This window comes from Agrobacterium tumefaciens (assembly GCF_031801495.1).
GTDB classification, from domain to species: domain Bacteria; phylum Pseudomonadota; class Alphaproteobacteria; order Rhizobiales; family Rhizobiaceae; genus Agrobacterium; species Agrobacterium tumefaciens_K.
On record NZ_JAOEGC010000002.1, the window covers coordinates 908,098 to 930,306 of the forward strand.

At 58.2% G+C, this 22,209-nt stretch carries 22 protein-coding genes and 1 tRNA gene; 15 read left to right on the plus strand and 8 right to left on the minus strand.

Going from position 1 to position 22,209, the window contains the following annotated elements:
* Positions 1–297: 297 nt before the first annotated feature.
* Both N7578_RS13855 and N7578_RS13860 read right to left on the minus strand, forming a co-directional pair.
* On the minus strand, positions 298–1,410 hold the full coding sequence (locus N7578_RS13855; protein WP_311110888.1) for a pyridoxal phosphate-dependent aminotransferase: 1,113 nt from the start codon (positions 1,408–1,410) through the stop codon (positions 298–300).
* A 168-nt stretch (positions 1,411–1,578) separates the two neighbouring features.
* The gene (locus N7578_RS13860; protein ID WP_311110889.1) at positions 1,579–1,926 is read right to left on the minus strand and encodes a hypothetical protein; all 348 of its coding nucleotides are present in this window, start codon (positions 1,924–1,926) and stop codon (positions 1,579–1,581) included.
* Between the two features lie 318 nt (positions 1,927–2,244).
* On the opposite strand from N7578_RS13860, the gene N7578_RS13865 reads away from it, so the two are divergent.
* Both N7578_RS13865 and N7578_RS13870 read left to right on the plus strand, forming a co-directional pair.
* The gene (locus tag N7578_RS13865) at positions 2,245–3,462 is read left to right on the plus strand and encodes an FAD-dependent oxidoreductase (protein WP_311110890.1); all 1,218 of its coding nucleotides are present in this window, start codon (positions 2,245–2,247) and stop codon (positions 3,460–3,462) included.
* A 9-nt stretch (positions 3,463–3,471) separates the two neighbouring features.
* The gene (locus N7578_RS13870) at positions 3,472–4,272 is read left to right on the plus strand and encodes an HpcH/HpaI aldolase/citrate lyase family protein (protein WP_311110891.1); all 801 of its coding nucleotides are present in this window, start codon (positions 3,472–3,474) and stop codon (positions 4,270–4,272) included.
* A 21-nt stretch (positions 4,273–4,293) separates the two neighbouring features.
* On the opposite strand, the gene N7578_RS13875 is transcribed toward N7578_RS13870, so the two are convergent.
* Both N7578_RS13875 and N7578_RS13880 read right to left on the minus strand, forming a co-directional pair.
* On the minus strand, positions 4,294–4,470 hold the full coding sequence (locus N7578_RS13875) for a hypothetical protein (RefSeq protein ID WP_311110892.1): 177 nt from the start codon (positions 4,468–4,470) through the stop codon (positions 4,294–4,296).
* A gap of 91 nt (positions 4,471–4,561) precedes the next feature.
* Entirely contained in the window at positions 4,562–4,903 is a 342-nt protein-coding gene (locus tag N7578_RS13880; protein ID WP_311110893.1) for a hypothetical protein, read from the minus strand.
* 206 nt (positions 4,904–5,109) lie between these two features.
* Between N7578_RS13880 and N7578_RS13885 the strand changes: the two genes are divergently transcribed.
* A tRNA-Ser gene (locus tag N7578_RS13885) sits at positions 5,110–5,200 on the plus strand.
* A 439-nt stretch (positions 5,201–5,639) separates the two neighbouring features.
* Here N7578_RS13885 and N7578_RS13890 read toward each other — a convergent pair.
* Complete coding sequence (locus N7578_RS13890; protein WP_311110894.1) at positions 5,640–5,900, minus strand: hypothetical protein; 261 nt, start codon at positions 5,898–5,900, stop codon at positions 5,640–5,642.
* Between N7578_RS13890 and N7578_RS13895 the strand changes: the two genes are divergently transcribed.
* Positions 5,893–6,975, plus strand: a complete 1,083-nt coding sequence (locus N7578_RS13895) for a porin (protein ID WP_311110895.1) — start codon at positions 5,893–5,895, stop codon at positions 6,973–6,975. The genes N7578_RS13890 and N7578_RS13895 overlap by 8 nt on opposite strands.
* Before the next feature lie 528 nt (positions 6,976–7,503).
* A complete protein-coding gene (locus N7578_RS13900; RefSeq protein ID WP_311110896.1) occupies positions 7,504–8,550 on the plus strand; it encodes a porin in 1,047 nt (348 codons plus the stop codon).
* Between the two features lie 159 nt (positions 8,551–8,709).
* Here the strand turns inward: N7578_RS13900 and N7578_RS13905 are convergent, their stop codons facing one another.
* Complete coding sequence (locus N7578_RS13905; protein WP_311110897.1) at positions 8,710–10,785, minus strand: lytic transglycosylase domain-containing protein; 2,076 nt, start codon at positions 10,783–10,785, stop codon at positions 8,710–8,712.
* A 318-nt stretch (positions 10,786–11,103) separates the two neighbouring features.
* Here N7578_RS13905 and dapA point away from each other — a divergent pair, with 318 nt between their 5' ends.
* Both dapA and smpB read left to right on the plus strand, forming a co-directional pair.
* Complete coding sequence (dapA, locus tag N7578_RS13910) at positions 11,104–11,988, plus strand: 4-hydroxy-tetrahydrodipicolinate synthase (protein ID WP_311110898.1); 885 nt, start codon at positions 11,104–11,106, stop codon at positions 11,986–11,988.
* A 150-nt stretch (positions 11,989–12,138) separates the two neighbouring features.
* Positions 12,139–12,615: an SsrA-binding protein SmpB gene (gene smpB, locus N7578_RS13915; protein WP_311110899.1), complete on the plus strand. Its 477-nt coding sequence runs from the start codon at positions 12,139–12,141 to the stop codon at positions 12,613–12,615.
* A 78-nt stretch (positions 12,616–12,693) separates the two neighbouring features.
* Here the strand turns inward: smpB and N7578_RS13920 are convergent, their stop codons facing one another.
* Positions 12,694–14,193 (minus strand): globin-coupled sensor protein, encoded by a 1,500-nt coding sequence (locus N7578_RS13920; protein WP_311110900.1) that lies wholly within the window; start codon positions 14,191–14,193, stop codon positions 12,694–12,696.
* 225 nt (positions 14,194–14,418) lie between these two features.
* Positions 14,419–14,988, minus strand: a complete 570-nt coding sequence (locus tag N7578_RS13925; protein ID WP_311110901.1) for an NYN domain-containing protein — start codon at positions 14,986–14,988, stop codon at positions 14,419–14,421.
* Positions 14,989–15,267: 279 nt separating this feature from the next.
* On the opposite strand from N7578_RS13925, the gene rpoZ reads away from it, so the two are divergent.
* From rpoZ to era, 8 genes are all read left to right on the plus strand, one after another.
* On the plus strand, positions 15,268–15,660 hold the full coding sequence (gene rpoZ, locus N7578_RS13930; RefSeq protein WP_311110902.1) for a DNA-directed RNA polymerase subunit omega: 393 nt from the start codon (positions 15,268–15,270) through the stop codon (positions 15,658–15,660).
* 132 nt (positions 15,661–15,792) lie between these two features.
* Positions 15,793–18,027 carry a bifunctional (p)ppGpp synthetase/guanosine-3',5'-bis(diphosphate) 3'-pyrophosphohydrolase gene (locus tag N7578_RS13935; protein ID WP_311110903.1) on the plus strand — a complete coding sequence of 745 codons (2,235 nt, stop codon included), beginning with the start codon at positions 15,793–15,795 and terminating at the stop codon, positions 18,025–18,027.
* A 196-nt stretch (positions 18,028–18,223) separates the two neighbouring features.
* Positions 18,224–18,370 carry a DUF3563 domain-containing protein gene (locus N7578_RS13940; protein WP_311112511.1) on the plus strand — a complete coding sequence of 49 codons (147 nt, stop codon included), beginning with the start codon at positions 18,224–18,226 and terminating at the stop codon, positions 18,368–18,370.
* A 107-nt stretch (positions 18,371–18,477) separates the two neighbouring features.
* Positions 18,478–19,056, plus strand: a complete 579-nt coding sequence (locus N7578_RS13945; RefSeq protein ID WP_311110904.1) for a DUF2062 domain-containing protein — start codon at positions 18,478–18,480, stop codon at positions 19,054–19,056.
* On the plus strand, positions 19,053–19,457 hold the full coding sequence (acpS, locus tag N7578_RS13950; RefSeq protein ID WP_311110905.1) for a holo-ACP synthase: 405 nt from the start codon (positions 19,053–19,055) through the stop codon (positions 19,455–19,457). Before N7578_RS13945 ends, acpS begins: the two co-directional genes overlap by 4 nt.
* Before the next feature lie 209 nt (positions 19,458–19,666).
* Entirely contained in the window at positions 19,667–20,413 is a 747-nt protein-coding gene (gene lepB, locus N7578_RS13955) for a signal peptidase I (protein ID WP_311110906.1), read from the plus strand.
* Entirely contained in the window at positions 20,410–21,129 is a 720-nt protein-coding gene (rnc, locus tag N7578_RS13960) for a ribonuclease III (protein WP_311110907.1), read from the plus strand. Before lepB ends, rnc begins: the two co-directional genes overlap by 4 nt.
* Positions 21,130–21,192: 63 nt before the next feature.
* Positions 21,193–22,134, plus strand: a complete 942-nt coding sequence (gene era / locus N7578_RS13965; RefSeq protein WP_311112512.1) for a GTPase Era — start codon at positions 21,193–21,195, stop codon at positions 22,132–22,134.
* Positions 22,135–22,209 lie beyond the last annotated feature (75 nt).

A 22,209-nucleotide genomic window follows, 5' to 3' on the forward strand; every position in this document is an offset into this window, starting at 1 on the left:
CAGTCCTGCTCTCCGGTATAAACGAAAGTAAAACCCGAAGGGGAATGCGGCGAGGGCGCCCGCAAGGACGCTTTTGCGCTGACACATCGAACCGCGACCGGCAGGAACAAGGCCGGCGCGGTTCTTTTATGTCTGGTATGTCTGGGATTCAGGAGAGCGAAAAACGATTCCGCGACAGTGATTTAGCGGACGGTTTTGAATAGCTGTCACAGTATCTTTTCTTCCGTCATTCCGGCTCAAGGCCGGAATGACGGAAGATGTCCGTATATGAGATTTTCTCTGTCACCGTTTGGGTTCTCAACCCAGCGCTTTCAGAACCTTCGGCAACGCCTTTTCGAACAGGTCGATCTTGTCATCCGTTCCGGCGCTGACACGGATGCAGCGGTTGAGCGGTTCGACGCCCGGCATGCGAATGAAGACGCCGTGTCCCATCAGGCCATCGACGATGGCGCGGGCGTAGGAACCGTCGCGGTGGCAGTCTATGGTGACGAAGTTGGTGGCCGAGGGCAGGGGCGACAGGCCGTTGTCGCGGGCGATTTGCGAAATGCGGTCGCGAGCGGCGGCGATTCTGGCGACGACCTCATGCAGGTAGTCCTGATCCTTCAGTGCCGCGAGCGCTCCTGCAACGGAGACGCGGGCCATGCCGAAATGGTTGCGGATCTTGTCGAACGCCTGAACGTTGCCGAGCGTGCCGATGGCGTAACCAACACGCGCACCGGCAAGGCCATAAGCCTTGGAGAAGGTGCGCATACGCAGTACGTTCGGCTGGCCGATCAGGGCGTCGATGGCGGGGACTGCGCTGGCCGGTGCTGTTTCGCAATAGGCTTCATCGAGAATGAGCAGGCAGTTTTCCGGCAGCGCGCGGGCAAAGGCCACGACCTCGTTTGCCTCCCACCAGCTTCCCATCGGGTTGTCGGGATTGGCGAAATAGACCAGCGGCGCATTTTCCCTGACGACAAGGTCGAGGAGGCCGTCGAGGTTTTCGTGGTCATCGACGTAGGGTGTGGTGACGAGCTTTCCGCCGAAACCATTCACATGATAGTTGAAGGTCGGGTATCCGCCATAAGACGTCACGACCGGCGTACCCGGCTCGACGATGAGGCGTGCGATCTCCCCGAGGAGGCCATCGACACCGCTGCCGATCGCAACGTTGCCGCGGGAGATGCCATGGTGAATGGCAAGCGCTTCCTTCAGTTCGAAATTTTCCGGATCGCTATACATCCAGGTATCGGCCGCAGCATCCCGCATCGCCAGAAGCACCGAAGGCGCCGGGCCAAAGCCGCTTTCGTTCGCACCGATTCGCGCTTCCACCTTCAGGCCGCGATTTCTCTCGATGGCTTCCGGGCCGACGAAAGGAACGGTGGAGGGAAGGGATGCGGCAAGCGGCGTAAGGCGCGAAAAAGCGGACATTGCGGAAAATTCCAGTACCTGTTGAAAAAGTCCGGCACACAATAGGTGGAAAACGGCAGGGTTCAAGCCGGGTCACCGGCCGCAAGGACTGTTTTGAGTCGGAATTTTGCTGCCTGGCGGTGCCCCCCGAGGTTGTGGGGCGCGCCGCCGGCAAATCCATAGCCGCCCTCAGGCGCTGGTTTCGAAGCTCAACCTGCGCACATGATGCAGAAACTCCGCATCGATCAGCATGTTGAAGCCGACGATTGCCTTTTCCTCTTCCCGGCGGATGAGATTGCATCCGATCTCGTCGCGGATGCCGAGGATTTCCAGGTAAAAATTGACCGGCATGTCGAGATGCGGACTGACTTCTATCTCCGCGCCATAAAGAGATATGGTGCGAACCAGGCAGCGCATCGTGTTCTTGGCGCTCAGGTGATGGCCGATGAAGGTGATCTTGCCGGGGCGGTCGATCTGGAATTTTTCGTACATTTCGTCCGGAGCAACGCTCCGGTGCGGATCCATATGCAAGGCCACAATAACCTCCCAGACTGCTTTTTCTTTAGACGGTTATTTTAGCGCAACTTCCTTGCCGGGAGCTGAACAAAATATGGTCATTTGTCTCTGCTGCCCTCTGCCGAATAAATGAAGAGGGGACCGAAGCCGATGTTTCCATTTGCAAAACCATCTGCAGGCAGGGGTGTGGAAAAGCCTCCTTCCTTTGTGTTTCAGTACGGTGCAGGCGTCTGTTTCCGCAGTTGACGCGAGCCGTACTTGGCGTTACGCCTCTGTGATCATCATGCTTCGCATCGGGCGTCATCGCTCATCGATCGCGATTCATTCCGGGAGAACAATGTGGCGGACAGGCTGGTAATCGTCGGGGCGGGGCAGGCGGCATTTGCGCTCGCGGCGAAATTGCGGGCTTTGAAGGATCCTCGGCCCATCACCATCGTCGGCTCGGAAGACGTCTTTCCCTATCAGCGCCCGCCGCTTTCAAAGAAATACCTGATGGGCGAAATGACCTTCGACCGGCTGATGTTCCGGCCGGAACAATGGTACGCGGAAAACGATGTCGAAATCCGTCTTTCCACATGGGTGGAGGAGATTGATCGGGACGCAAAGACCATACGCATGCAGGACGGAAGCACGCTCTCTTACGATAAGCTGGTCCTGGCCACCGGCGCCACGCCACGCCTTCTGCCCGCCAGCATCGGCGGCGATCTGGAAGGCGTTCTGGCGGTCCGCGACAAGCGCGATGCCGACCGGCTGATGGAGGAAATGAAACCCGGCCGCAGACTGCTCGTGATCGGCGGCGGTTACATCGGGCTGGAGGCGGCAGCCGTTGCCCGCAAGCTCGGCCTGGACGTGACGCTGATCGAAATGGCAGACCGCATTCTGCAGCGCGTCGCGGCAAAGGAAACCGCCGATATCATGCGCGCAATTCACACGGCGCAGGGGGTCTCGATTCGCGAGAAGACAGGTCTGGTCCGCCTTGTTGGCATGGACGGCCATGTGGCCGCCGCCGAACTGTCCGATGGCTCGATGCTGGATGTGGATTTTGTCATTGTTGGTATCGGCGTGACGCCAAATGACCGGCTGGCCCGCGAGTCGGGGCTGGACGTCGGCAATGGCATAGCCGTCGATGAGTTCACCCGAACCTCCGACAAGGACATTCATGCGGTTGGCGATTGTGCGCTGCTGCCGTGGGAAGACGGGCAGGTCAGATTGGAATCGGTGCAGAACGCCGTCGATCAGGCCGAGGCTGCCGCCATCGTCCTTGCCGGTACTGAAAGCCCTTACCAGCCAAAGCCCTGGTTCTGGTCCGATCAGTATGATGCCAAGCTGCAGATCGCCGGGTTCAATCTGGGCTACGATGAAACGCTGCTGCGCCCCGGCGCACGCGAGGGTAGTCATTCGATCTGGTATTTCCGGCACGGTCGTTTCGTGGCCGTCGATGCCATCAATGACGCCAAAGCCTATGTGACGGGCAAGAAACTGCTCGAAACCGGCGCCGAACCCGATCGCGCCATCATCGCCGATTCGTCTGCCGATCTGAAATCGCTACTCTCCTGAGGATTTGACATGCCTGCCCCCGAAAACCGCTTCAAGACCGCCATTCATGCCGGAAAGCCGCAGATCGGCCTCTGGCTCGACATGGCGGAGGCGATCACCGCCGAAATCGCCGGAACCTCCGGGTTCGACTGGCTGGTGATCGACGGCGAGCATGGTCCGAACGACCTGCGCAGCATCATTGACCAGCTGCGGGCGCTTGCCACATCGCCGGCAGAGCCCGTTGTGCGCGTTCCCGTCGGCGAAAGCTGGATGATCAAGCAATTGCTGGATGCCGGTGCGCGCACGCTTCTGGTGCCGATGGTCGATTCGGCAGAGCAGGCGAGTGCACTCGTCAGCGCCATGCATTATCCGCCGCGCGGCATTCGCGGCATGGGGGCAGCCGTGGCGCGTGCCTCTGCCTTCAACACGATCACGGATTATGCCGACACGGCATCCGATAACGTGTGCCTTCTTGTTCAGGCCGAGACGAGGGCCGCGATTGCAGATCTCGACAATATTCTCGCGGTGGAAGGCGTGGACGGTGTTTTCATCGGTCCCGCGGACCTTGCGGCGGATATGGGCTATCTCGGCCGGCTGGATGCGCCGGAAGTACAGGAGGTCATCGAGGCGGCGATCCGGAAAATCGTCGCAGCAGGCAAGGCGGCAGGTATCCTCACCTTCAATGAAACATTCAACCGCCGTTATCTCGAACTGGGCGCATCCTTCGTCGCCGTTGGTGCGGATGTCACCGAATTTGCAGGCGCGCTTCGTTCGCTCTCCGCCCGCTACAAGGGTGAAACAGCGCCTGCGCCGTCGAAATCCGGATATTGATCGAAGAGATTGCGATGACGGCTAATCGTCATTGCTGGCATTAAGCTCTTCCGGCGGAATACCCTCTTCGCCGGAGGCAAGGTAGCCGTGGTTGATCAGGGCTGCGCGCAGGATACGTTCGATGGCTTCATCGCGGCTGATCTCGTGATCCCTTGCGAAAGCCGACAGTGCGCCTTCAATGTCGTCGACGAACTTCATGTGCCCCTCCGTGCGTTGCATTTGTGAATACGAAAAATCGGCAAGGGGAAGGTGATCCCCTTGCCGTAACGATTTCCAGACTATTTGCGGATCAGCGCCAGCGGTAAAGACCGTTGCCGGACGACTGCTGCTGCGTGCTGGTGCCAACGGCATACCCAAGGGCAAAACCCAGCGCGCCGACAATCGTCAGCAGCGAGGTTGCCGTGCCGGGATTTTCCTTGACGGCCTCAACCACGTTATGGCCCTGCACGCGAACATTGCTGGCCGCCTTGCGGACACGCCCGCGGGCTTCGCCGAGGAATTCGGACGCATCGTCTCCCGCGCTCTCGACGCGTGCCGACACCGCCTTGGAAAGGGAAGCGATCTGCGAACGAAGATCCGCGATCTGATTCTCGATTGTTTCTTCGACAACATTCAGTCTGGTTTGAGCCATGTGAACACCTCTTTTGTTACCGGTCTGAAAACGCGCCGGTCAGCCAAAGGTTCCGCATCGAGCTGAAAGTTCCGGGGAGCAGCTGGATGTAGCGCCCTGCAATCCGCCGAAACGACTGCGTGAGAAGACAAGAGATCACAGGTTTTTCTGTCTCTTGTCGAAAAAGCCTTGCATTCATTTTTTTTAAGCAATAATCAGGCCGCACCGGAGAGGTGGCCGAGTGGTCGAAGGCGCTCCCCTGCTAAGGGAGTATACGTCAAAAGCGTATCGTGGGTTCGAATCCCATCCTCTCCGCCATACGTCTCGCCAAAGAGGCGTGGCGCGGTTCAAGTTCAAAGCGCCGCCTTATATAGTTCTCTACTAAGCCGTCCAGATCCTCAATGTTTGCCCGTACGGGGTGCTCTTGGCTCGCCTGACGATTCGATCGGACCGTTTCGGTTCCCCATCAGTGGAACGACTGGATCATGCGGCGCGTCACCCGATCCATGATGGCCGTCATGTCGTTTTGGGATTCGCGTCGGACGATGCATGAGCCGTCTTCGAATCGAAGCAAGAGGATTCGGAGATAGGGAAGGAGACGCGTGCTTCCGTATTCAAGTGTCTCTTTTCTCCGTCTGCCATGCCGACGGTGCTGCGGTGCTCCACATTTGATGGGCCATTGCACTTCCCGGTCGCCCGGGTGCCGCGTGGAAACCATGCGTTAACCTCGCTAACCAACGGATTCTCAAAGAAGTTCTTAACTGATCGTAAATCTGTGGGGGGCTGCCTTGGCCGCTGTGTGTTTTTTGGGCAACAAAGTGAAATGAAGCAGCTTGCGAAACCGTCTTTCTGGTCGTTTGTCGATTGCAAGCGCCGGAACGTTTTGTATTTTCACCACCAGAAGCGAGGCGGTGGATCGTTTGGCTTCTAAAAACACGGGAATGGGGCAGGGAATGCTGTCCTTCAGCAAAAGAACCCAGACCCTTTTTAAACTTTGACTGGAGGTCAATATGAACATCAAGAGCCTTCTCATCGGCTCCGCTGCGGCTCTCGCAGCTGTATCTGGCGCACAGGCTGCCGACGCTATCGTTGCTGCTGAGCCTGAGCCCCTGGAATACGTTCGCGTTTGCGACGCATTCGGCACTGGCTTCTTCTACATCCCGGGCACCGAAACCTGCCTGAAGTTCGATGGCTATGTTCGTTTCCAGACGGACTTCGGTCGTAACGCTTCCGGTACGTCTGACTGGAACTCGTTCACGCGCGCTCAGTTCAACATCGACACCCGCACCGACACCGAGCTCGGCGCTCTGCGTGGCTACATCGGTCTTCGTGGACAGGCTAACAACGACACGAGCCGTGGCGTTGTTGTCGACCAGGCGTTCATCGAACTCGGCGGCCTGAAGGTCGGTTACTACTACAACTGGTGGGACGATGGTCTCTCCGGCGAAGTTGACAACCTTTCTTCGAACTTCACGCGTCTGAACGCTATCCGTTACACCTACGACGCTGGTTCGTTCTACGCCGGTATCGCAGTTGAAGAACTCGAAAGCGTGGTAGCTGGTAGCGGCCCGAACAACCTCGGCGTTACCCAGACCAACTGGACCGTTGCAAACGGTGACGGCAACAACAACGTCGGTATCTCCGCTATCATCGGCGGCAACTTCGGCGCTGTGAAGGCTAACCTGCTTGGCGGTTACGACACGGACGCTGAAAACGGTGCAATCCGCGCAATCGTTACGGCTGACATCGGTCCTGGCACGTTCGGCCTCGCAGGCGCTTGGGCTTCTGGCGCAAACGCTTACTACGAAGAGTCCGAGTGGACTGTCGCTGCTGAATACGCCATCAAGGCTACCGACAAGCTGACCATCACCCCTGGCTTCCAGTACTTCCGTTCGCTGGACATCGGTCTTGACGGTGACTTCACTGGCAGCCGTGACGCATGGCGCGCTGGTGTAGCTGCCAGCTACAAGATCACCTCTGGTCTTTCCACGCTCGTTTCGGTTAACTACCAGGACGTAGACGGCGTAGAAGGCGTTGACAGCGGTGCTGGCGACCAGTGGACCGGTTTCGTTCGCCTGCAGCGTTCGTTCTAATCTGATCTGACTTCTGTCAGTGATGGAAACCCCGGCAGCAATGCCGGGGTTTTTTATTTGATCAGCGCAGGTAGCGAATCGCAATCAGGCTTCGCAGTTCGGCTCGCCGACTTTTATTGCCTGCCGAATCTCTGGCGCGCCATCCCGTATGCAGCCTCGATTCCCGGCGTCCCTCAGCGCGGGCAAAGCACGCGTCAGACCATATTTTCAACAATTTTACACGACGCGGGTGTGGACGAATTCCCGGAGTTCCGGCGTCGCGAAGTGCTCTTTGATATGGCGTATGTGCCAAGACACTGAATTATCTCGATTATTAATGTTTCTTTAATGAATGCCTGGCCGATGGTTAGAGTTGTAGCTATTTCGCAACAGGGGAACGCTAAGGACACCTTACTGTCTCCGTTATGTCATGATTGCGATTGCGTCGCCCCGCCGTTTTGGCTCTAATCAGCTCCATAAGCAGCATGCATTTTGATTTGTGCGTTCCCCACTGCTGCTTGGAACATTAGCGTTTGACTGGAGGTCAACATGAACATCAAGAGCCTTCTCATCGGCTCCGCTGCGGCTCTCGCAGCAGTATCCGGCGCACAGGCCGCTGACGCAATCGTCGCTGCTGAGCCTGAGCCCCTTGAATACGTTCGCGTTTGCGACGCTTTCGGCACTGGCTTCTTCTACATCCCGGGTACCGAAACCTGCCTGAAGTTCGACGGCTACGTACGTTTCCAGACGGACTTCGGTCGTGATCAGTCCGGTACCTCTGACTGGGATTCGTTCACGCGCGCTCAGTTCAACATCGACACCCGCACCGACACCGAGCTCGGCGCTCTGCGTGGCTACATCGGTCTTCGTGGTCAGGCTGACAACGACACCAACCGTGGCGTCAACGTCGACCAGGCTTTCATCGAACTCGGCGGCCTGAAGGTCGGTTACATGTACACCTGGTGGGATGACGATCTCTCCGGCGAAACCGATATCCTCAGCTCCAACACGACTCGTCACAACGCTCTGCGTTACACCTATGACGCAGGTTCGTTCTACGCTGGTATCAGCGTTGAAGAACTCGAAGCTGGTCGCGACGGCACGTCCAACATCGGCGTTGTCAAGGGCAGTGTCTTTGAAGGCGCGAACAACGTTGGCGTAAGCGGCATCATCGGTGCCAAGTTCGGCGCCATCAGCGCTAACCTGCTGGGCTCCTACGACACCGACCAGGAAAACGGCGCAATCCGTGCAATCCTGACGGCTGACGTTGGTCCGGGTACCTTCGGTCTTGCTGGTGTTTGGGCTTCCGGCGCAAACTACTACTACGAAGAGTCCGAGTGGGCGGTTGCTGCTGAATACGCAATCAAGGCCACCGAAAAGCTGACCATCACCCCCGGCGCTCAGTACCTCGGTACGGTCGATCTCGCTCCGAATGGCGACTTCGTTGGCGACCGCGACGCATGGCGCGCTGGTCTGACGGTTGACTACGCAATCACCCAGGGCCTCGCTGCCAAGGTTGCTGCGAACTACCAGGACGTAGACGGCCCGAACGGCGACAGCTGGACCGGTTTCGTTCGCCTGCAGCGTTCGTTCTAATCTGATCTGACTTCTGTCAGTGATGGAAACCCCGGCAGCAATGCCGGGGTTTTTCGTTTTGGGTGTTTGGTCTCTGGGAGATGCGCTCGGAACGCGCGCATAAAAAAACGCCGGACATGCCGGCGTTATCGAAGTTCACAATACTCGATGTAGGACGGTTCAGCCCGGCCGGCCGTTGCGCAGATCGTCGACGATATCGGCCTGTTGACCGAGCCGCGTTTTATAGACCTGATAATTTTCCATCACCCGCTGCACGTAGTTGCGTGTCTCGGGGAAGGGAATCCGCTCGATCCAGTCCACCACATCATCGATCGGTTTGCCGCGTGGGTCGCCATAGCGCGAAATCCATTCCGGCACGCGTTTCGGTCCGGCGTTATAGGCGATGAAAGTCAGGATATAGGATCCGCCGAAGCTTTCGATCTGCTCGCCGAGATAATGAGCGCCGAGCGTCGCGTTGTAACCGGCATCACTCGTCAGTCGTGCCTGCGTATAGGGCAGGCCGTGGCGACCGGCGACACCCTTGGCGGTGCCCGGCAGAAGTTGCAGCAGGCCGCGGGCGTTGGCGGGCGAAACCGCGGCGGGATTGAACGCGCTCTCCTGCCGGGCAATCGCATAGGCGAGTGCCTTGCCGGAACCGGCAATATTGGCATCTGCCGGAATGACCCCAAGCGGATAGGCGAGGGCGGCTGCGTCGATGCCGCGACTGAAGGCGGTCTTGCCGATCTGCAGGGAAACCTGATGGTTACCATTGCCTTCCGCACGCGCCGCAAGAATGGCCAGTTCGCCGGGGCTGTCAAGTTGATCGGCCAGAGCACGGTAGAGGCTGTCGGCACGCCAGCCATAACCGGCGGCTTCCAGCCGGTCGATGGCGCGCACGGCCTCGCGACCGGCAAACCGTTGCCGCTCCGCTCCGCTCGGGGAGGGGTAGGTCACGTTCAGTGTCTTTGCACCGATTCGCGCTGCGGCAAGCTGGCCGTAGAACGTACCGGGATGAGCCGCCGCCTTGCTGAAGAGATCACGGGCATTGCCCGGTCCACCCTGTTCGGCCGCGCGGCCAAGCCAGTAATAGGCCCGCGATGCCGAGAGCGGGCGGTTCGATGCCTGTAGGAGCGCATTGAAATGGCGCGCAGCTGCCGCAGGTTGATGCAGTGCCCGCAACGCGTACCAGCCCGCGTGAAACTCCGCGTCGGCAATATCGACCGGGGAGGTGGCGGAATGGTTGGCCACGATCCTGTAGGCACGAGCAAACTCGCCGATATCGGCAAGACCGCGCGCAATGATACGCCGTTCGTTCCACCATTCGCCGGGATTGACGAGTTTTGCCCGGTCTTTCGGCGCCTGTTCCAGAAGGACGGCCGCCTCGGCATATTTCTGCTGGTTGCGGAGGTTTTCGATGCGCGCAAACAGATAGGCGGCGTCGCCGCGCCAGGACGCGTCGACAGCGCCGAGCAGAGTGGTGGCGTTGCCCTGTCGTTGCAGCACGGCCGCCCAGGCTTTGTAGAGCGATTGCGCTTTGCCCAGATCGCCGAACCGTTTCGCCTGGCTGATACGGCTGCGATACATCAGATAGTCCATGCGCGCCTTGTGGTCGGCGGGCGTGAAATAGGCGGAGAACTGGCCGAGAACACGGTCCTCCATGTCCTTGTCCATGCCTTCGCTCACCCAAAGCTGCCGGATAAGCCGTTGCGCATCAGCGGTTTTCCCGGAAGAGGCAAAAGCCTGGGCGAGAGCGACGGTGCCTTCCGCCGTTTCCGGACGGCTGTTGCCGAAGGCAGCGATGACCTGGGCGGCAGGAGGATTTTCCCGATAAAGGGCGCGCTCGGAATTGGCGCGCAGCGTGGCGACGCCCGGCCAGCCGGAAAGCTCGCGTTCGGCAGCGGCAATTTCGGAGGAGGGGACATCTCTCTGGCCCGAGACGGCGATCGCCCAGGAAAGTATGTGGCGGTCGAGGCTGCCGGATGCCATGCCGTTGCGAATGGACATCGCCCGCACGGCGTCTCGGCTGGAAAGCGCGTCGAGCCCTGCCTTGAGATCGGCGATATCGGCGGGCCGTGAGGGCCGCGGTATCGAGCCGGTGATATCCGGTGCTACGGGCACGAAGGCGGGTATCGCTGGCGCATCCGGCTTGACATAGGGCAGCGGCGCCACCGAGCCTTCGGGCAGCGGGCTGGCAATCGCGCTCCAGACCGTGGCCGTGAGGCTGGCTGCCATCAATCCCAGAACTGTCTTTTTCATGTGGTTTTTCATGATGTGACGGACAAAGTGGATCGGTGTGCGTTCATCGCTTCATTAACGGAAATTGACCTTAACGAACCCTTACTTTCGGCTGGGTGAGTGTATCAACTTTTATTCACTGCCCTGTTATTGCCACTTGCCTTGGCGCCGTTCCCCCGTTTTATGTGGGGCCTGTCCGCAACACGGAAAAACGCCGATATTTTCGGACGAAATCGCTTTCCTTTGCGCTTGTGGGCTTCAAGGGCTGGCACTAATGTGTGCGGGTTTTAACCATCGAATGCGGCCGAAGCATGAACCGCTCGCCGCCAGGAGTTTTGCATGTTCAAGGGATCCATTCCCGCCCTCATTACCCCGTTTACGGACGATGGCGCCGTGGACGAACAGGCGTTTGCTGCCCATGTGGAATGGCAGATCGCCGAAGGCAGCAACGGTCTTGTGCCCGTGGGCACGACGGGGGAATCTCCGACCCTCTCTCACGACGAACACAAACGTGTCGTAGAGCTGTGCATCGAGGTAGCGGCAAAACGGGTTCCGGTCATCGCAGGCGCAGGTTCGAACAACACCCACGAAGCGATCGAGCTTGCGCTGCATGCGCAGGAAGCAGGCGCTGACGCGCTTCTCGTCGTGACGCCCTATTACAACAGGCCGACGCAGAAGGGGCTTTTCGCGCATTTCTCGGCGGTTGCCGAAGCGGTGAAGCTGCCTATCGTCATCTACAACATTCCACCACGTTCGGTCGTCGACATGTCGCCTGAAACCATGGGTGCGCTTGTCAAGGCACACAAGAACATCGTTGGCGTGAAGGATGCGACCGGCAAACTCGACCGCGTGTCCGAGCAGCGTATTTCCTGCGGCAAGGATTTCGTCCAGCTCTCCGGTGAAGATGGCACGGCACTTGGCTTCAACGCCCATGGCGGTGTCGGCTGCATTTCGGTCACGGCGAACGTTGCGCCGCGTCTCTGCTCCGAATTCCAGGCGGCGATGGCTGCGGGCGATTATGCGTCTGCGCTGGAGTATCAGGACCGCCTGATGCCGCTGCACAAGGCGATCTTCATGGAGCCGGGCGTCTGTGGAACGAAGTACGCGCTGTCGAAGACGCGTGGCGGTAACCGCACGGTCCGTTCGCCACTGATGAGCTCGCTGGAGCCGGCCACCGAAGCGGCAATCGATGCCGCGCTGAAACATGCCGGTCTGACGAACTGAGAACGTTAAAAAACGCGTCGGTCATCCTCCTTGCAAGGGGATGTCGACGCGCCTTTTCTTTTCGCCGTTGCGATACTAAATAGGGGGCTGGAAACCGCTTCCGGTTGAGAGATCGCAGGCGCAATAAGAAAAACAAGGGATTGTAAGATCATGGCCCCCAAAGGCAGCCAGCGCGTGGTGAACAAGGTTGTTGCGGAAAACCGCAAGGCCCGCTTCAACTACGAAATCATCGACACCTACGAGGCAGGTCTTGTGCTGACGGGTACCGAGGTGAAATCGCTTCGCGATGGCAAGGCGAATATCGCTGAATCCTACGCGTCGGACGAGGGGGATGAAATCTGGCTCATCAACTCGCATCTGCCGGAGTATCTTCAGGCGAACCGCTTCAATCACGAGCCGCGCCGTCGTCGCAAGCTGCTGTTGAACAAGCGCGAGATCAGTAAGCTGCGCGCCGGCATCAACCGTGAAGGCATGACGCTGGTGCCACTCAAGATCTATTTCAACGACAAGGGGCGGGCCAAGCTCGAACTGGCGCTGGCAAAGGGCAAGAAGCTGCACGACAAGCGCGAGACGGAGAAAGAACGCGACTGGAACAGGCAGAAGTCGCGTCTGCTCAAGGGCGGCTAGTCGCGAAGAACGAAGAACCGAAAACAAAAAATCGCGGCGTCTTGTGCGCCGCGTTTTTTGTTGGCCGCACGCGTGAAATTACGCCGCGCGGTAATATGGCGCCGAATAACCGCTGTTCCCCGATACGTTGAAGCGCGAAACGAGATTGGCAAGATTGGCGCTGACATCGCCGAGATTGTGCGTCGCCGCGTTGGTCTGCTCGACCATGGCCGCGTTCTGCTGTGTCAGGTGATCCATGCTGTTGATGGCGGCGCTGATCTCCTGAATGCCCATGGATTGTTCCTGGGCAGCCTTCGTGAGCGAGGAAATGTGCTCGTTGATGCTGTCTACCTTGTTGCCGATCGTGTGAAGCGACTCGCCTGTCCTGTTGACGAGGGAAACGCCCTGCATCACATCTTCCGACGATTTGGCGATCAGCGTCTTGATTTCCTTCGCTGCCGTGGCGGAGCGTTGCGCCAGTTCGCGCACTTCCTGGGCCACGACGGCAAAGCCCTTGCCAGCCTCTCCCGCGCGCGCTGCCTCGACACCGGCGTTCAGCGCCAAAAGGTTTGTCTGGAAGGAGATCTCGTCGATGACCCCGATGATCTGGGTGATCTTCTGAGAGGATGTTTCGATGGCGCTCATTGCATTCACCGCCTCCGTCACGACCTCGCGTGAACGGGCCGCTTCGATTGCGGAGCTCTCGACCATAGCCTTGGCTTCCTCCGATCGCTGGGCCGAAAGTCTGGAAATGGTGGTGATCTGCTCGACCGCTGCGGCGGTTTGTTCCAGCGCTGCGGCCTGCTGCTCGGTCCGGCGCGCCATGTCGTCAGTTGCCGTCGTCAGTTCCTGTGTGTTGTCGGAGATTTTCTTCGCCTCATCGACGATCTGCGCAAACGCACCGGACAGGTTTCCGACGGCAACATTGAAGCTTTCCATCAGACCTTCAAACTGCGGTGCGGTTTTTTGGGTGATGGTGGATGCAAGGTCACCATGGGCAAGCTTGTCGAGGGCGTTGGTCAAAAGAGAAAGAACTTGATCCTGTTCCTTCTTCATCTGTGCCTGTTCGGCCTCGATCTTCAGCCGTTCATCGGCAAGGGATTCCAGATAGACGGAGATGGAGTAATCCATGTCGAGCATGGCAGCCTTCATGGTAACGCTAAGGGCGTCCTTGATCTTTCGGGCTTTTTTCTCGGCGAACATGCCTTTCAGCTCTGATTCGACGAGAGCCTTTATGATGCCTTCGAGAACGAGAGCGTATGCGCCGATATACCACCGCGGCTCCAGGCCAAGCTTCGCATGGGTGCGGCCAATTGCCGTAACGGCCTGGGTATAGCTGTCATCGAAGGTGCCCGAGGCAATTCGCGACCAGTGCTTCACCTGCATGCTTTTGGCGTGCTGGATATGAGCTTCACTCGAGAAGAATTTCGCCGTTGTCGGTTCAGAACGGGCTTTCGAATAGAATGCGTCGAGCGATGTGTCGAGCGAACCAGTGATGACACCCTTCAAACCCGCGAGAATTTGCCGCTGCTCGTGGCCGAGCCCCAGGAAATACAGTCGTTCGTCGAGTTCTTTGTTGGTCTTCACTTGGCCGGTCATGTCGTTCATCCTGATGTGACGCCAGCTCACCTGAGCAGCGCCGATGGGAGTACTAAGACAGCACTATCGTTAACTAACGTATAATTTCGAATATGCTGAATTGAGGTTTGTCATTTTTGGGACAAATTTTACGCATTGTTACGGCGCCCAACGTTCAGAAAAGCAAAGAAAAACGCGCCCATCTTTCGATGGACGCGTCGCTTTTCATGGCGCGAAGGATCGTAATCAGATGGTCTCGGGGTTTTCCACGTGGCGCGCCGGACGTTCGTTCGGGTCGCGGCCGATTTCGGCCTTCAATGTCATCAGGTCGATGAAATGGTCAGCCTGTCTGCGCAGGTCATCGGCAATCATTGCAGGCTGCGTTGCCATGGTGGAGACGACGGATACCTTGCGGCCCCTGCGCTGAAGCGCATCCACCAGCGTGGTGAAATCGCCATCGCCCGAAAAGAGCACCAGATGGTCGACAGTCTCGGACTGTTCCATCGCATCGACCGCAAGTTCGATGTCCATGTTGCCCTTGATCTTGCGACGACCGAGTGCGTCGGTAAACTCCTTGGCGGGTTTCGTCACGACCTTGTAGCCGTTGTAGTCAAGCCAGTCGATCAGCGGGCGGATCGACGAGTATTCCTGATCTTCGATGAGAGCAGTGTAATAATATGCACGTAACAGATATCCCCGCTTCTGAAATGCTTTCAGAAGCTTGCGATAATCGATATCGAACCCCAGGCTTTTTGATGCTGCGTAAAGATTGGCTCCATCGATAAAGAGCGCAATTTTCTCCCGTGGATCGAACATTCCATCCCATTCCTTATTCTGGAAAGGCCATTTATCTGGTTCATCCGGCAGACAAGGCGAAAAATACTTTTCTCAGCTCTGAGGCATGCCGTTGAATTTTAAGTAAGCTACCTTCCTGCGTATTCCAAGACAATTCTCATGGACATTTTTTTCATCAGGCGTCAAAATGCCACGTCTGGGTGTCAAGAGACGCCAAATTCAGGAAAAACTTGAATTCCGTGGCCAATGGCTGTATCGGAACCGTTAATCCGCGACATAACGACCCGTAAAGGACAGGCAATGGCCCGCGTCACAGTAGAAGATTGCATTGATAAAGTAGACAACCGTTTCGAGCTGGTCCTTCTCGCCAGCCATCGGGCGCGCCAGATTTCCCAGGGCTCGGCTATCACGGTTGACCGCGACAACGACAAGAATCCGGTTGTTGCACTGCGCGAAATCGCCGACGAAACGCTTTCGCCTGACGATCTGAAGGAAGACCTCATCCATTCGCTCCAGAAGCATGTGGAAGTTGACGAGCCTGAGCCCGATCCGGTCACGCTGGCCGCTTCCGTTGCAGCCGACGGTGAAGACGAGGATCTGCCGGAAACCATCAACTTCGACCAGATGTCGGAAGAAGAACTGCTGGCCGGTATCGAAGGCCTCGTGCCGCCGGAAAAGAACGACGACTATTGATTTTGATTTATGACGGGTTTGGCAGGCATCGGTTACTGTCTGTCAATCTTTGCCGTCATAATCTGATCCTTATTGATGCAGCATTGTGCGCTGACCTCGCGGTTGGCGCGCTTTCTTTTTGTGGAATATCGCATGATGCGGCAATACGAACTCGTTGAGCGGGTTCAAAAATATAAACCGGATGCGAATGAGGCCTTGCTGAACAAGGCCTATGTCTATGCCATGCAGAAACATGGCCAGCAGAAGCGGGCCAACGGCGACCCCTATATTTCGCATCCGCTGGAAGTTGCCGCTATCCTGACGGAAATGCATCTGGATGAATCGACCATCGCGGTCGCGCTGCTGCATGACACAATCGAAGACACCACCGCCACCCGTGCGGAAATCGATGAGCTTTTTGGCGAGGATATCGGCCGGCTCGTTGAAGGGCTGACGAAACTCAAGAAGCTCGATCTCGTCACGCGCAAGGCCAAGCAGGCCGAGAACCTGCGCAAGCTGCTGCTTGCCATTTCCGACGACGTGCGTGTGCTACTGGTCAAGCTTGCCGACCGCCTCCACAACATGCGTACCATGGAATACATGCCTGCTGATAAGCGCAGCCGTATTTCCGAGGAAACCATGGAAATCTATGCGCCGCTTGCCGGACGCATGGGCATGCAGGACATGCGCGATGAGCTGGAGGATCTCTCCTTCCGCTATCTCAACCCTGAAGCCTACGAGACTGTCACCAACCGCTTGCGGGAGCTGGAGACGCGCAACGAAGGGCTTATCAAGAAGATTGAGGACGAACTGCGCGAGCTGCTGGTGGCGAACGGCCTGACTGGCGCCAACGTCAAGGGTCGCCAGAAGAAACCTCATTCGGTGTTCCGGAAGATGCAGTCTAAGTCGCTCTCCTTCGAGCAGCTTTCCGACGTCTATGGTTTCCGAATTCTCGTTGACGATATTCCGGCCTGCTACCGCGCGCTCGGCATCGTCCACACACGCTGGCGCGTGGTGCCGGGCCGCTTCAAGGATTATATCTCCACTCCGAAGCAGAACGATTACCGTTCGATTCACACCACCATCGTCGGGCCGTCGCGGCAGCGTATCGAACTGCAGATCCGCACCAAGCGCATGCATGAGATCGCCGAATTCGGTATTGCCGCGCATGCCCTTTACAAGGATGGCGAGAACGGGGAGGGCGATCTTCTCTCGCCCGAATCCAACGCCTATTCTTGGCTGCGTCATACCATCGAATCGCTGGCCGAAGGCGACAGTCCGGAAGAGTTTCTGGAGCACACCAAGCTCGAACTTTTCCAGGATCAGGTCTTCTGCTTCACCCCCAAGGGCAAGCTCATTGCCCTGCCGCGCGGCGCAACACCCATCGATTTCGCCTATGCGGTGCACACCAATATCGGCGACACGACGGTTGGCGCCAAGATCAACGGACGCATCATGCCGCTCGTTACCCGTCTGAACAACGGTGACGAGGTGGAGATCATTCGCTCCGGCGTGCAGGTGCCGCCTGCCGCGTGGGAAGAGGTGGTTGTAACGGGCAAGGCCCGTTCGGCAATCCGCCGCGCAACGCGCCTGGCGATCCGCAAGCAGTATTCGGGTCTTGGTTATCGCATTCTCGAGCGCACTTTCGAGCGCGCCGGAAAACCGTTCTCGCGTGAGGCACTTAAACCCGTTCTTCATCGTCTGGCGCAGAAGGACGTGGAAGACGCAATCGCGGCCGTCGGTCGTGGCGAGGTGTCCTCTCTCGATGTGCTGCGTGCGGTCTACCCGGATTACCAGGATGAGCGCGTCACGGTGAAGATGACTGGCGACGACGGCTGGTTCAACATGCGCAGCGCCTCGGGCATGGTCTTCAAGATTCCCGGCAAATCCCGCTCTGTTCTCGAGGATGACGGCGCGGCGGAAATGCTTGACGGTCCCGATCCGTTGCCGATCCGTGGCCTGTCCGGGAATGTCGACGTGCATTTCGGCCCCGCCGGCGCGGTGCCGGGTGACCGCATCGTCGGCATCATGGAAAAGGGTAAGGGCATCACCATCTATCCGATCCAGGCGCCCGCCCTTCAGCGCTTTGATGATGAACCTGAGCGCTGGATCGATGTCCGCTGGGATCTCGACGAGGCGAACAAGTCCCGCTTCATGGCCCGCGTCAAAATCAACGCATTGAACGAACCGGGGACGCTTGCGTCGGTGGCCCAGTCTATTGCAACGCTCGATGTGAATATCCGGGCACTGAACATGATCCGCATCGGCACGGATTTCTCGGAGCTTGCGCTGGATGTCGAGGTCTGGGATCTGCGGCAGCTGAACCAGCTTCTGTCGCAGCTCAAGGATCTGGATTGCGTGTCAACCGTTACGCGTGCCTTCGATTGAGGCATTCGTAGACGAAAGAATGAGCAGAAAGGTCGTTGCTATGCGCCAAATGCATGGCAGCGGCCTTTTCCTGTGTCTGGTCCTTATGGCGGTTTGAAACTATCTTCCTCTCAGAAATTGAAGACAGGACAAGCGGCGTGCCGGTGGAGTTCCACTGATGAGAAACGCCATGTCCAAAACCAAAGGACCGAAAACCATGTTTACTCCGCTTCGCAAGTTCGCCCGTGCCGTTCGTGGCAAGACCACCCAGGAACGTGAATTCGAATATCTCAGCGGCTCGGTATCGACCGTGGATCTCGAGTTTCGTCAGCGCGAAATCGACCGCGGCCTGTTCCGCAAGTAATGCGCCTGGTGCATGGCAGCCTTTCGCCATGCAGATATGAAGGCGCGCGGCGTGCGCGCGTCTTTGAGCCTCTTGGCTGCGCCGTGGCGATGAAATAGACTTGGCTCATGTTGTTTCGCCGCCGTGACCCCGTTGGTTTCTCTGAAAAGATTCGCGACCTCGTTTGGCCGCGCAAGGGTTTTTCCCGTTCCCTGCGATATATGAAGCTGCGGCTGCTGCGAATTTCCGCATCGCCGCATTCCATTGCGTCGGGAGTAGCGATCGGTGCCGGTGTCGCTTGGACACCGTTTCTCGGCGTCCACATCCTTCTGGCCATGGCTATCGGCTTCGTGCTGCGTGCCAATCTGGTGGCGGCCGCTCTCGGCACCACCCTTGCCAATCCACTGACCTTTCCTTTCATCTGGGCATCGACCTGGGAGCTTGGCCACTTCCTGCTGGGACGGGAGCAAGTGGAGCACGCCTCGCATGTCGATTTCGTCGCGCTCTTCAGCCATCTTGAATTCCGTCAGATCTGGACGCCGGTGCTGGAACCCATGATGGTGGGAGCCGTATTGCCCGCTTCTGTCAGCGCGGTTCTTGCCTATGCTGCCGTCTTCAGCCTTGTTCGCGGTTTTCGCCGTCGCAAGATCGAAAGCCTTGCGCAGCGCGCCGCCAACCACAATGCCTCTCTGGAGATACTGAAATGATTATCGGCTTGGGTAGCGACCTCATCGACATACGTCGCGTCGAAAATTCGCTCACCCGTTTCGGCGAGCGCTTTACGCATCGGTGCTTCACCGAGATCGAGCGCGCCAAGTCGGATGGCCGGAAAAACCGCGCAGCATCCTATGCCAAGCGCTTTGCCGCCAAGGAAGCCTGTTCGAAGGCGCTCGGAACCGGGCTCGCCAATGGCGTTTTCTGGAAGGATATGGGCGTCATCAACCTGCCCGGCGGCAAGCCGACGATGGCGCTGACCAACGGGGCGGCGGAAAGGCTGGCGACGATGCTGCCGCAAGGCCACAGGGCGAATATTCACCTCACGATCACGGATGACTATCCGTACGCCCAGGCATTTGTGATTATCGAGGCGCTTCCGGTTGCCGGTTAGGAGATATTACCGTTCTATTTGCGGTCGGAAGACGGAAGCGCTTCCCTTCGGGCTGGAAAGGCTCTAGAGAAGTCCCTCGAAATACGAAAGTGCTTTCAGGTGGAATGGAAGCCGGATTCCAGGCCGGAATCGTGACGGAACATCAAGCGAGATGTGTTGCGATTTCTGCTGAACGTGGAAATCCGGGCAACAATAAGACAGGTCTTTAAGTGTCCGAAAAAACTGAGAAGAAGCAGAACGCTCTCTGGGAAAACGTCAAGGTCATCGTCCAGGCGTTGTTGCTCGCCATGGTCATTCGCACCGTTCTCTTTCAGCCCTTTACCATTCCGTCCGGCTCCATGATGCCGACGCTGCTGGTGGGCGACTATCTGTTCGTGAACAAGTTCTCCTACGGCTATTCGAAGTATTCGTTGCCGTTCTCGCCAGACCTGTTCTCCGGCCGTATCCTGCAGTTCTCCGAACCGAAGCGCGGCGACGTCGTGGTGTTCCGCCTGCCGCCGAACCCGGAAGTTGACTACATCAAGCGTCTTGTCGGCCTGCCGGGCGATCGTATCCAGGTGACGAACGGCGTGCTATTCATCAACGGCCAGCCTGTGCCGAAGCAGCCTGACGGCGTATTCACCTCCGATTACCGTGCCGATCCGGGCGCGAATGTGCCTGTCTTCCGCGAAACGCTGGACAATGGCGTCTCCTATGACACGCTCGACCAGTCACCGGACAGCCGTGGCGACAACACCCGTGAATTCGTCGTGCCGGAAGGCCACTACTTCATGATGGGCGACAATCGCGACAACTCGCTCGACAGCCGCTTCGACGTCGGTTTCGTACCGGCAGAAAACCTGATCGGCCGCGCCAGCGTCATCTTCTTCTCGCTGGGCAACGACACGCCGTTCAGCCGCATTTGGGAATGGCCGGCCAACATGCGTTGGGACCGCCTCTTCAAGGTCGTGGAATGAGCAAGAGCAAGCCGCTTTCGGCGGAGGAAATCTCGCGTCTGGAAGCCCTGATCGGATATGAGTTCAAGGAAAAGGCCCGGCTCGACCGGGCCTTGACCCATGCAAGTGCGCGTTCCGGAACGACCGAGAACTATGAACGGCTGGAGTTTCTGGGCGACCGCGTTCTTGGCCTGTCCGTGGCAGAACTTCTGTTTTCCACCTTCCGCTCCGCGACGGAAGGCGAGCTTTCCGTGCGTTTGAACCAGCTCGTCAGCGCTGAATCCTGCGCTTCCATTGCCGATGAAATGGGCCTGCACCTGTTTATCCGCACCGGCGCGGATGTGAAGCGGCTGACCGGTAAGGCGATGCTGAACGTGCGTGCCGACGTGGTGGAAAGCCTGATCGCGGCGATCTATCTCGATGGCGGCCTGGAAGCGGCGCGTGGCTTCATCCTGAAATACTGGCAGGGCCGCGCAACCCGCGTCGATGCCGGACGGCGGGATGCGAAGACCGAATTGCAGGAATGGGCGCACGCAAGGTTTGCGGTTACGCCCTTGTACCGGGTTGACGATCGCTCCGGACCGGATCACGATCCACGCTTTACGGTGACTGTTGAAATACCGGGTGTCAAACCGGAAACCGGCGTCGAGCGCTCCAAGCGCGCAGCCGAGCAGGTGGCTGCAACGAAGCTGCTGGAACGCGAAGGCGTCTGGCAGAAGTCTGCCGCGAAAAACTGAGCGCACGCGAGAGCCTGAAAGAAGGGCGGCGTGCTGAATACCTCTGACCATTGAATGGATATCATGACCGATCACGAGAACCCCGCCGTCGCTGGCGATGAAAACAACCTTCCGACCCACTCCGGTTTCGTGGCCCTGATCGGCCCGACCAATGCTGGAAAGTCGACGCTGGTGAACCGGCTGGTCGGCGCGAAGGTATCCATCGTCAGCCACAAGGTTCAGACGACGCGCGCCGTCATGCGTGGCATCGCCATTCATGACAACGCCCAGATCGTGTTCATGGACACCCCCGGCATTTTCAAGCCGCGCCGCAGGCTGGACCGCGCCATGGTCACATCCGCATGGGGTGGCGCAAAGGACGCCGATCTCATCCTGCTTCTGATCGACAGCGAGCGCGGCCTGAAGGGCGACGCTGAAACCATTCTCGAAGGCCTGAAGGACGTTCCGCAGAAGAAGATTCTCTGCCTGAACAAGATCGATCAGGTAAAGCGCGAAGACCTTCTGAAGCTCGCGGCAGCAGCCAACGAAACCGTCGCCTTCGACCGCACTTTCATGATTTCGGCGACCAACGGCTCGGGTTGTGAAGACTTGATGAACTATCTGGCAGCCACTCTGCCCGAGGGGCCATGGTATTACCCGGAAGACCAAATCTCCGATCTGCCGATGCGCCAGCTTGCCGCCGAAATCACCCGCGAAAAGCTGTTCCTGCGTCTGCATCAGGAACTGCCTTACGCGTCTCACGTTGAAACAGAGAAGTGGGAAGAGCGCAAGGACGGTTCGGTCCGGATCGAACAGGTGATCTACGTCGAGCGCGAAAGCCAGAAGAAGATTGCACTTGGCAAGGGCGGGGAGGCGATCAAGGCGATCTCCTCCGCATCGCGCAGGGAGCTTTCCGAAATCCTCGAGCAGCCTGTTCACCTGTTCCTGTTCGTCAAGGTGCGTGAGAACTGGGGCGACGATCCCGAGCGCTTCCGCGAAATGGGACTGGAATTCCCGCGCAATTGATGTATCCGCGCTGATCTGTCGGGAACCGGAATGCATCCGGTCGGGTTGTTACGAAGATAAGTTTCAACCTTTCCC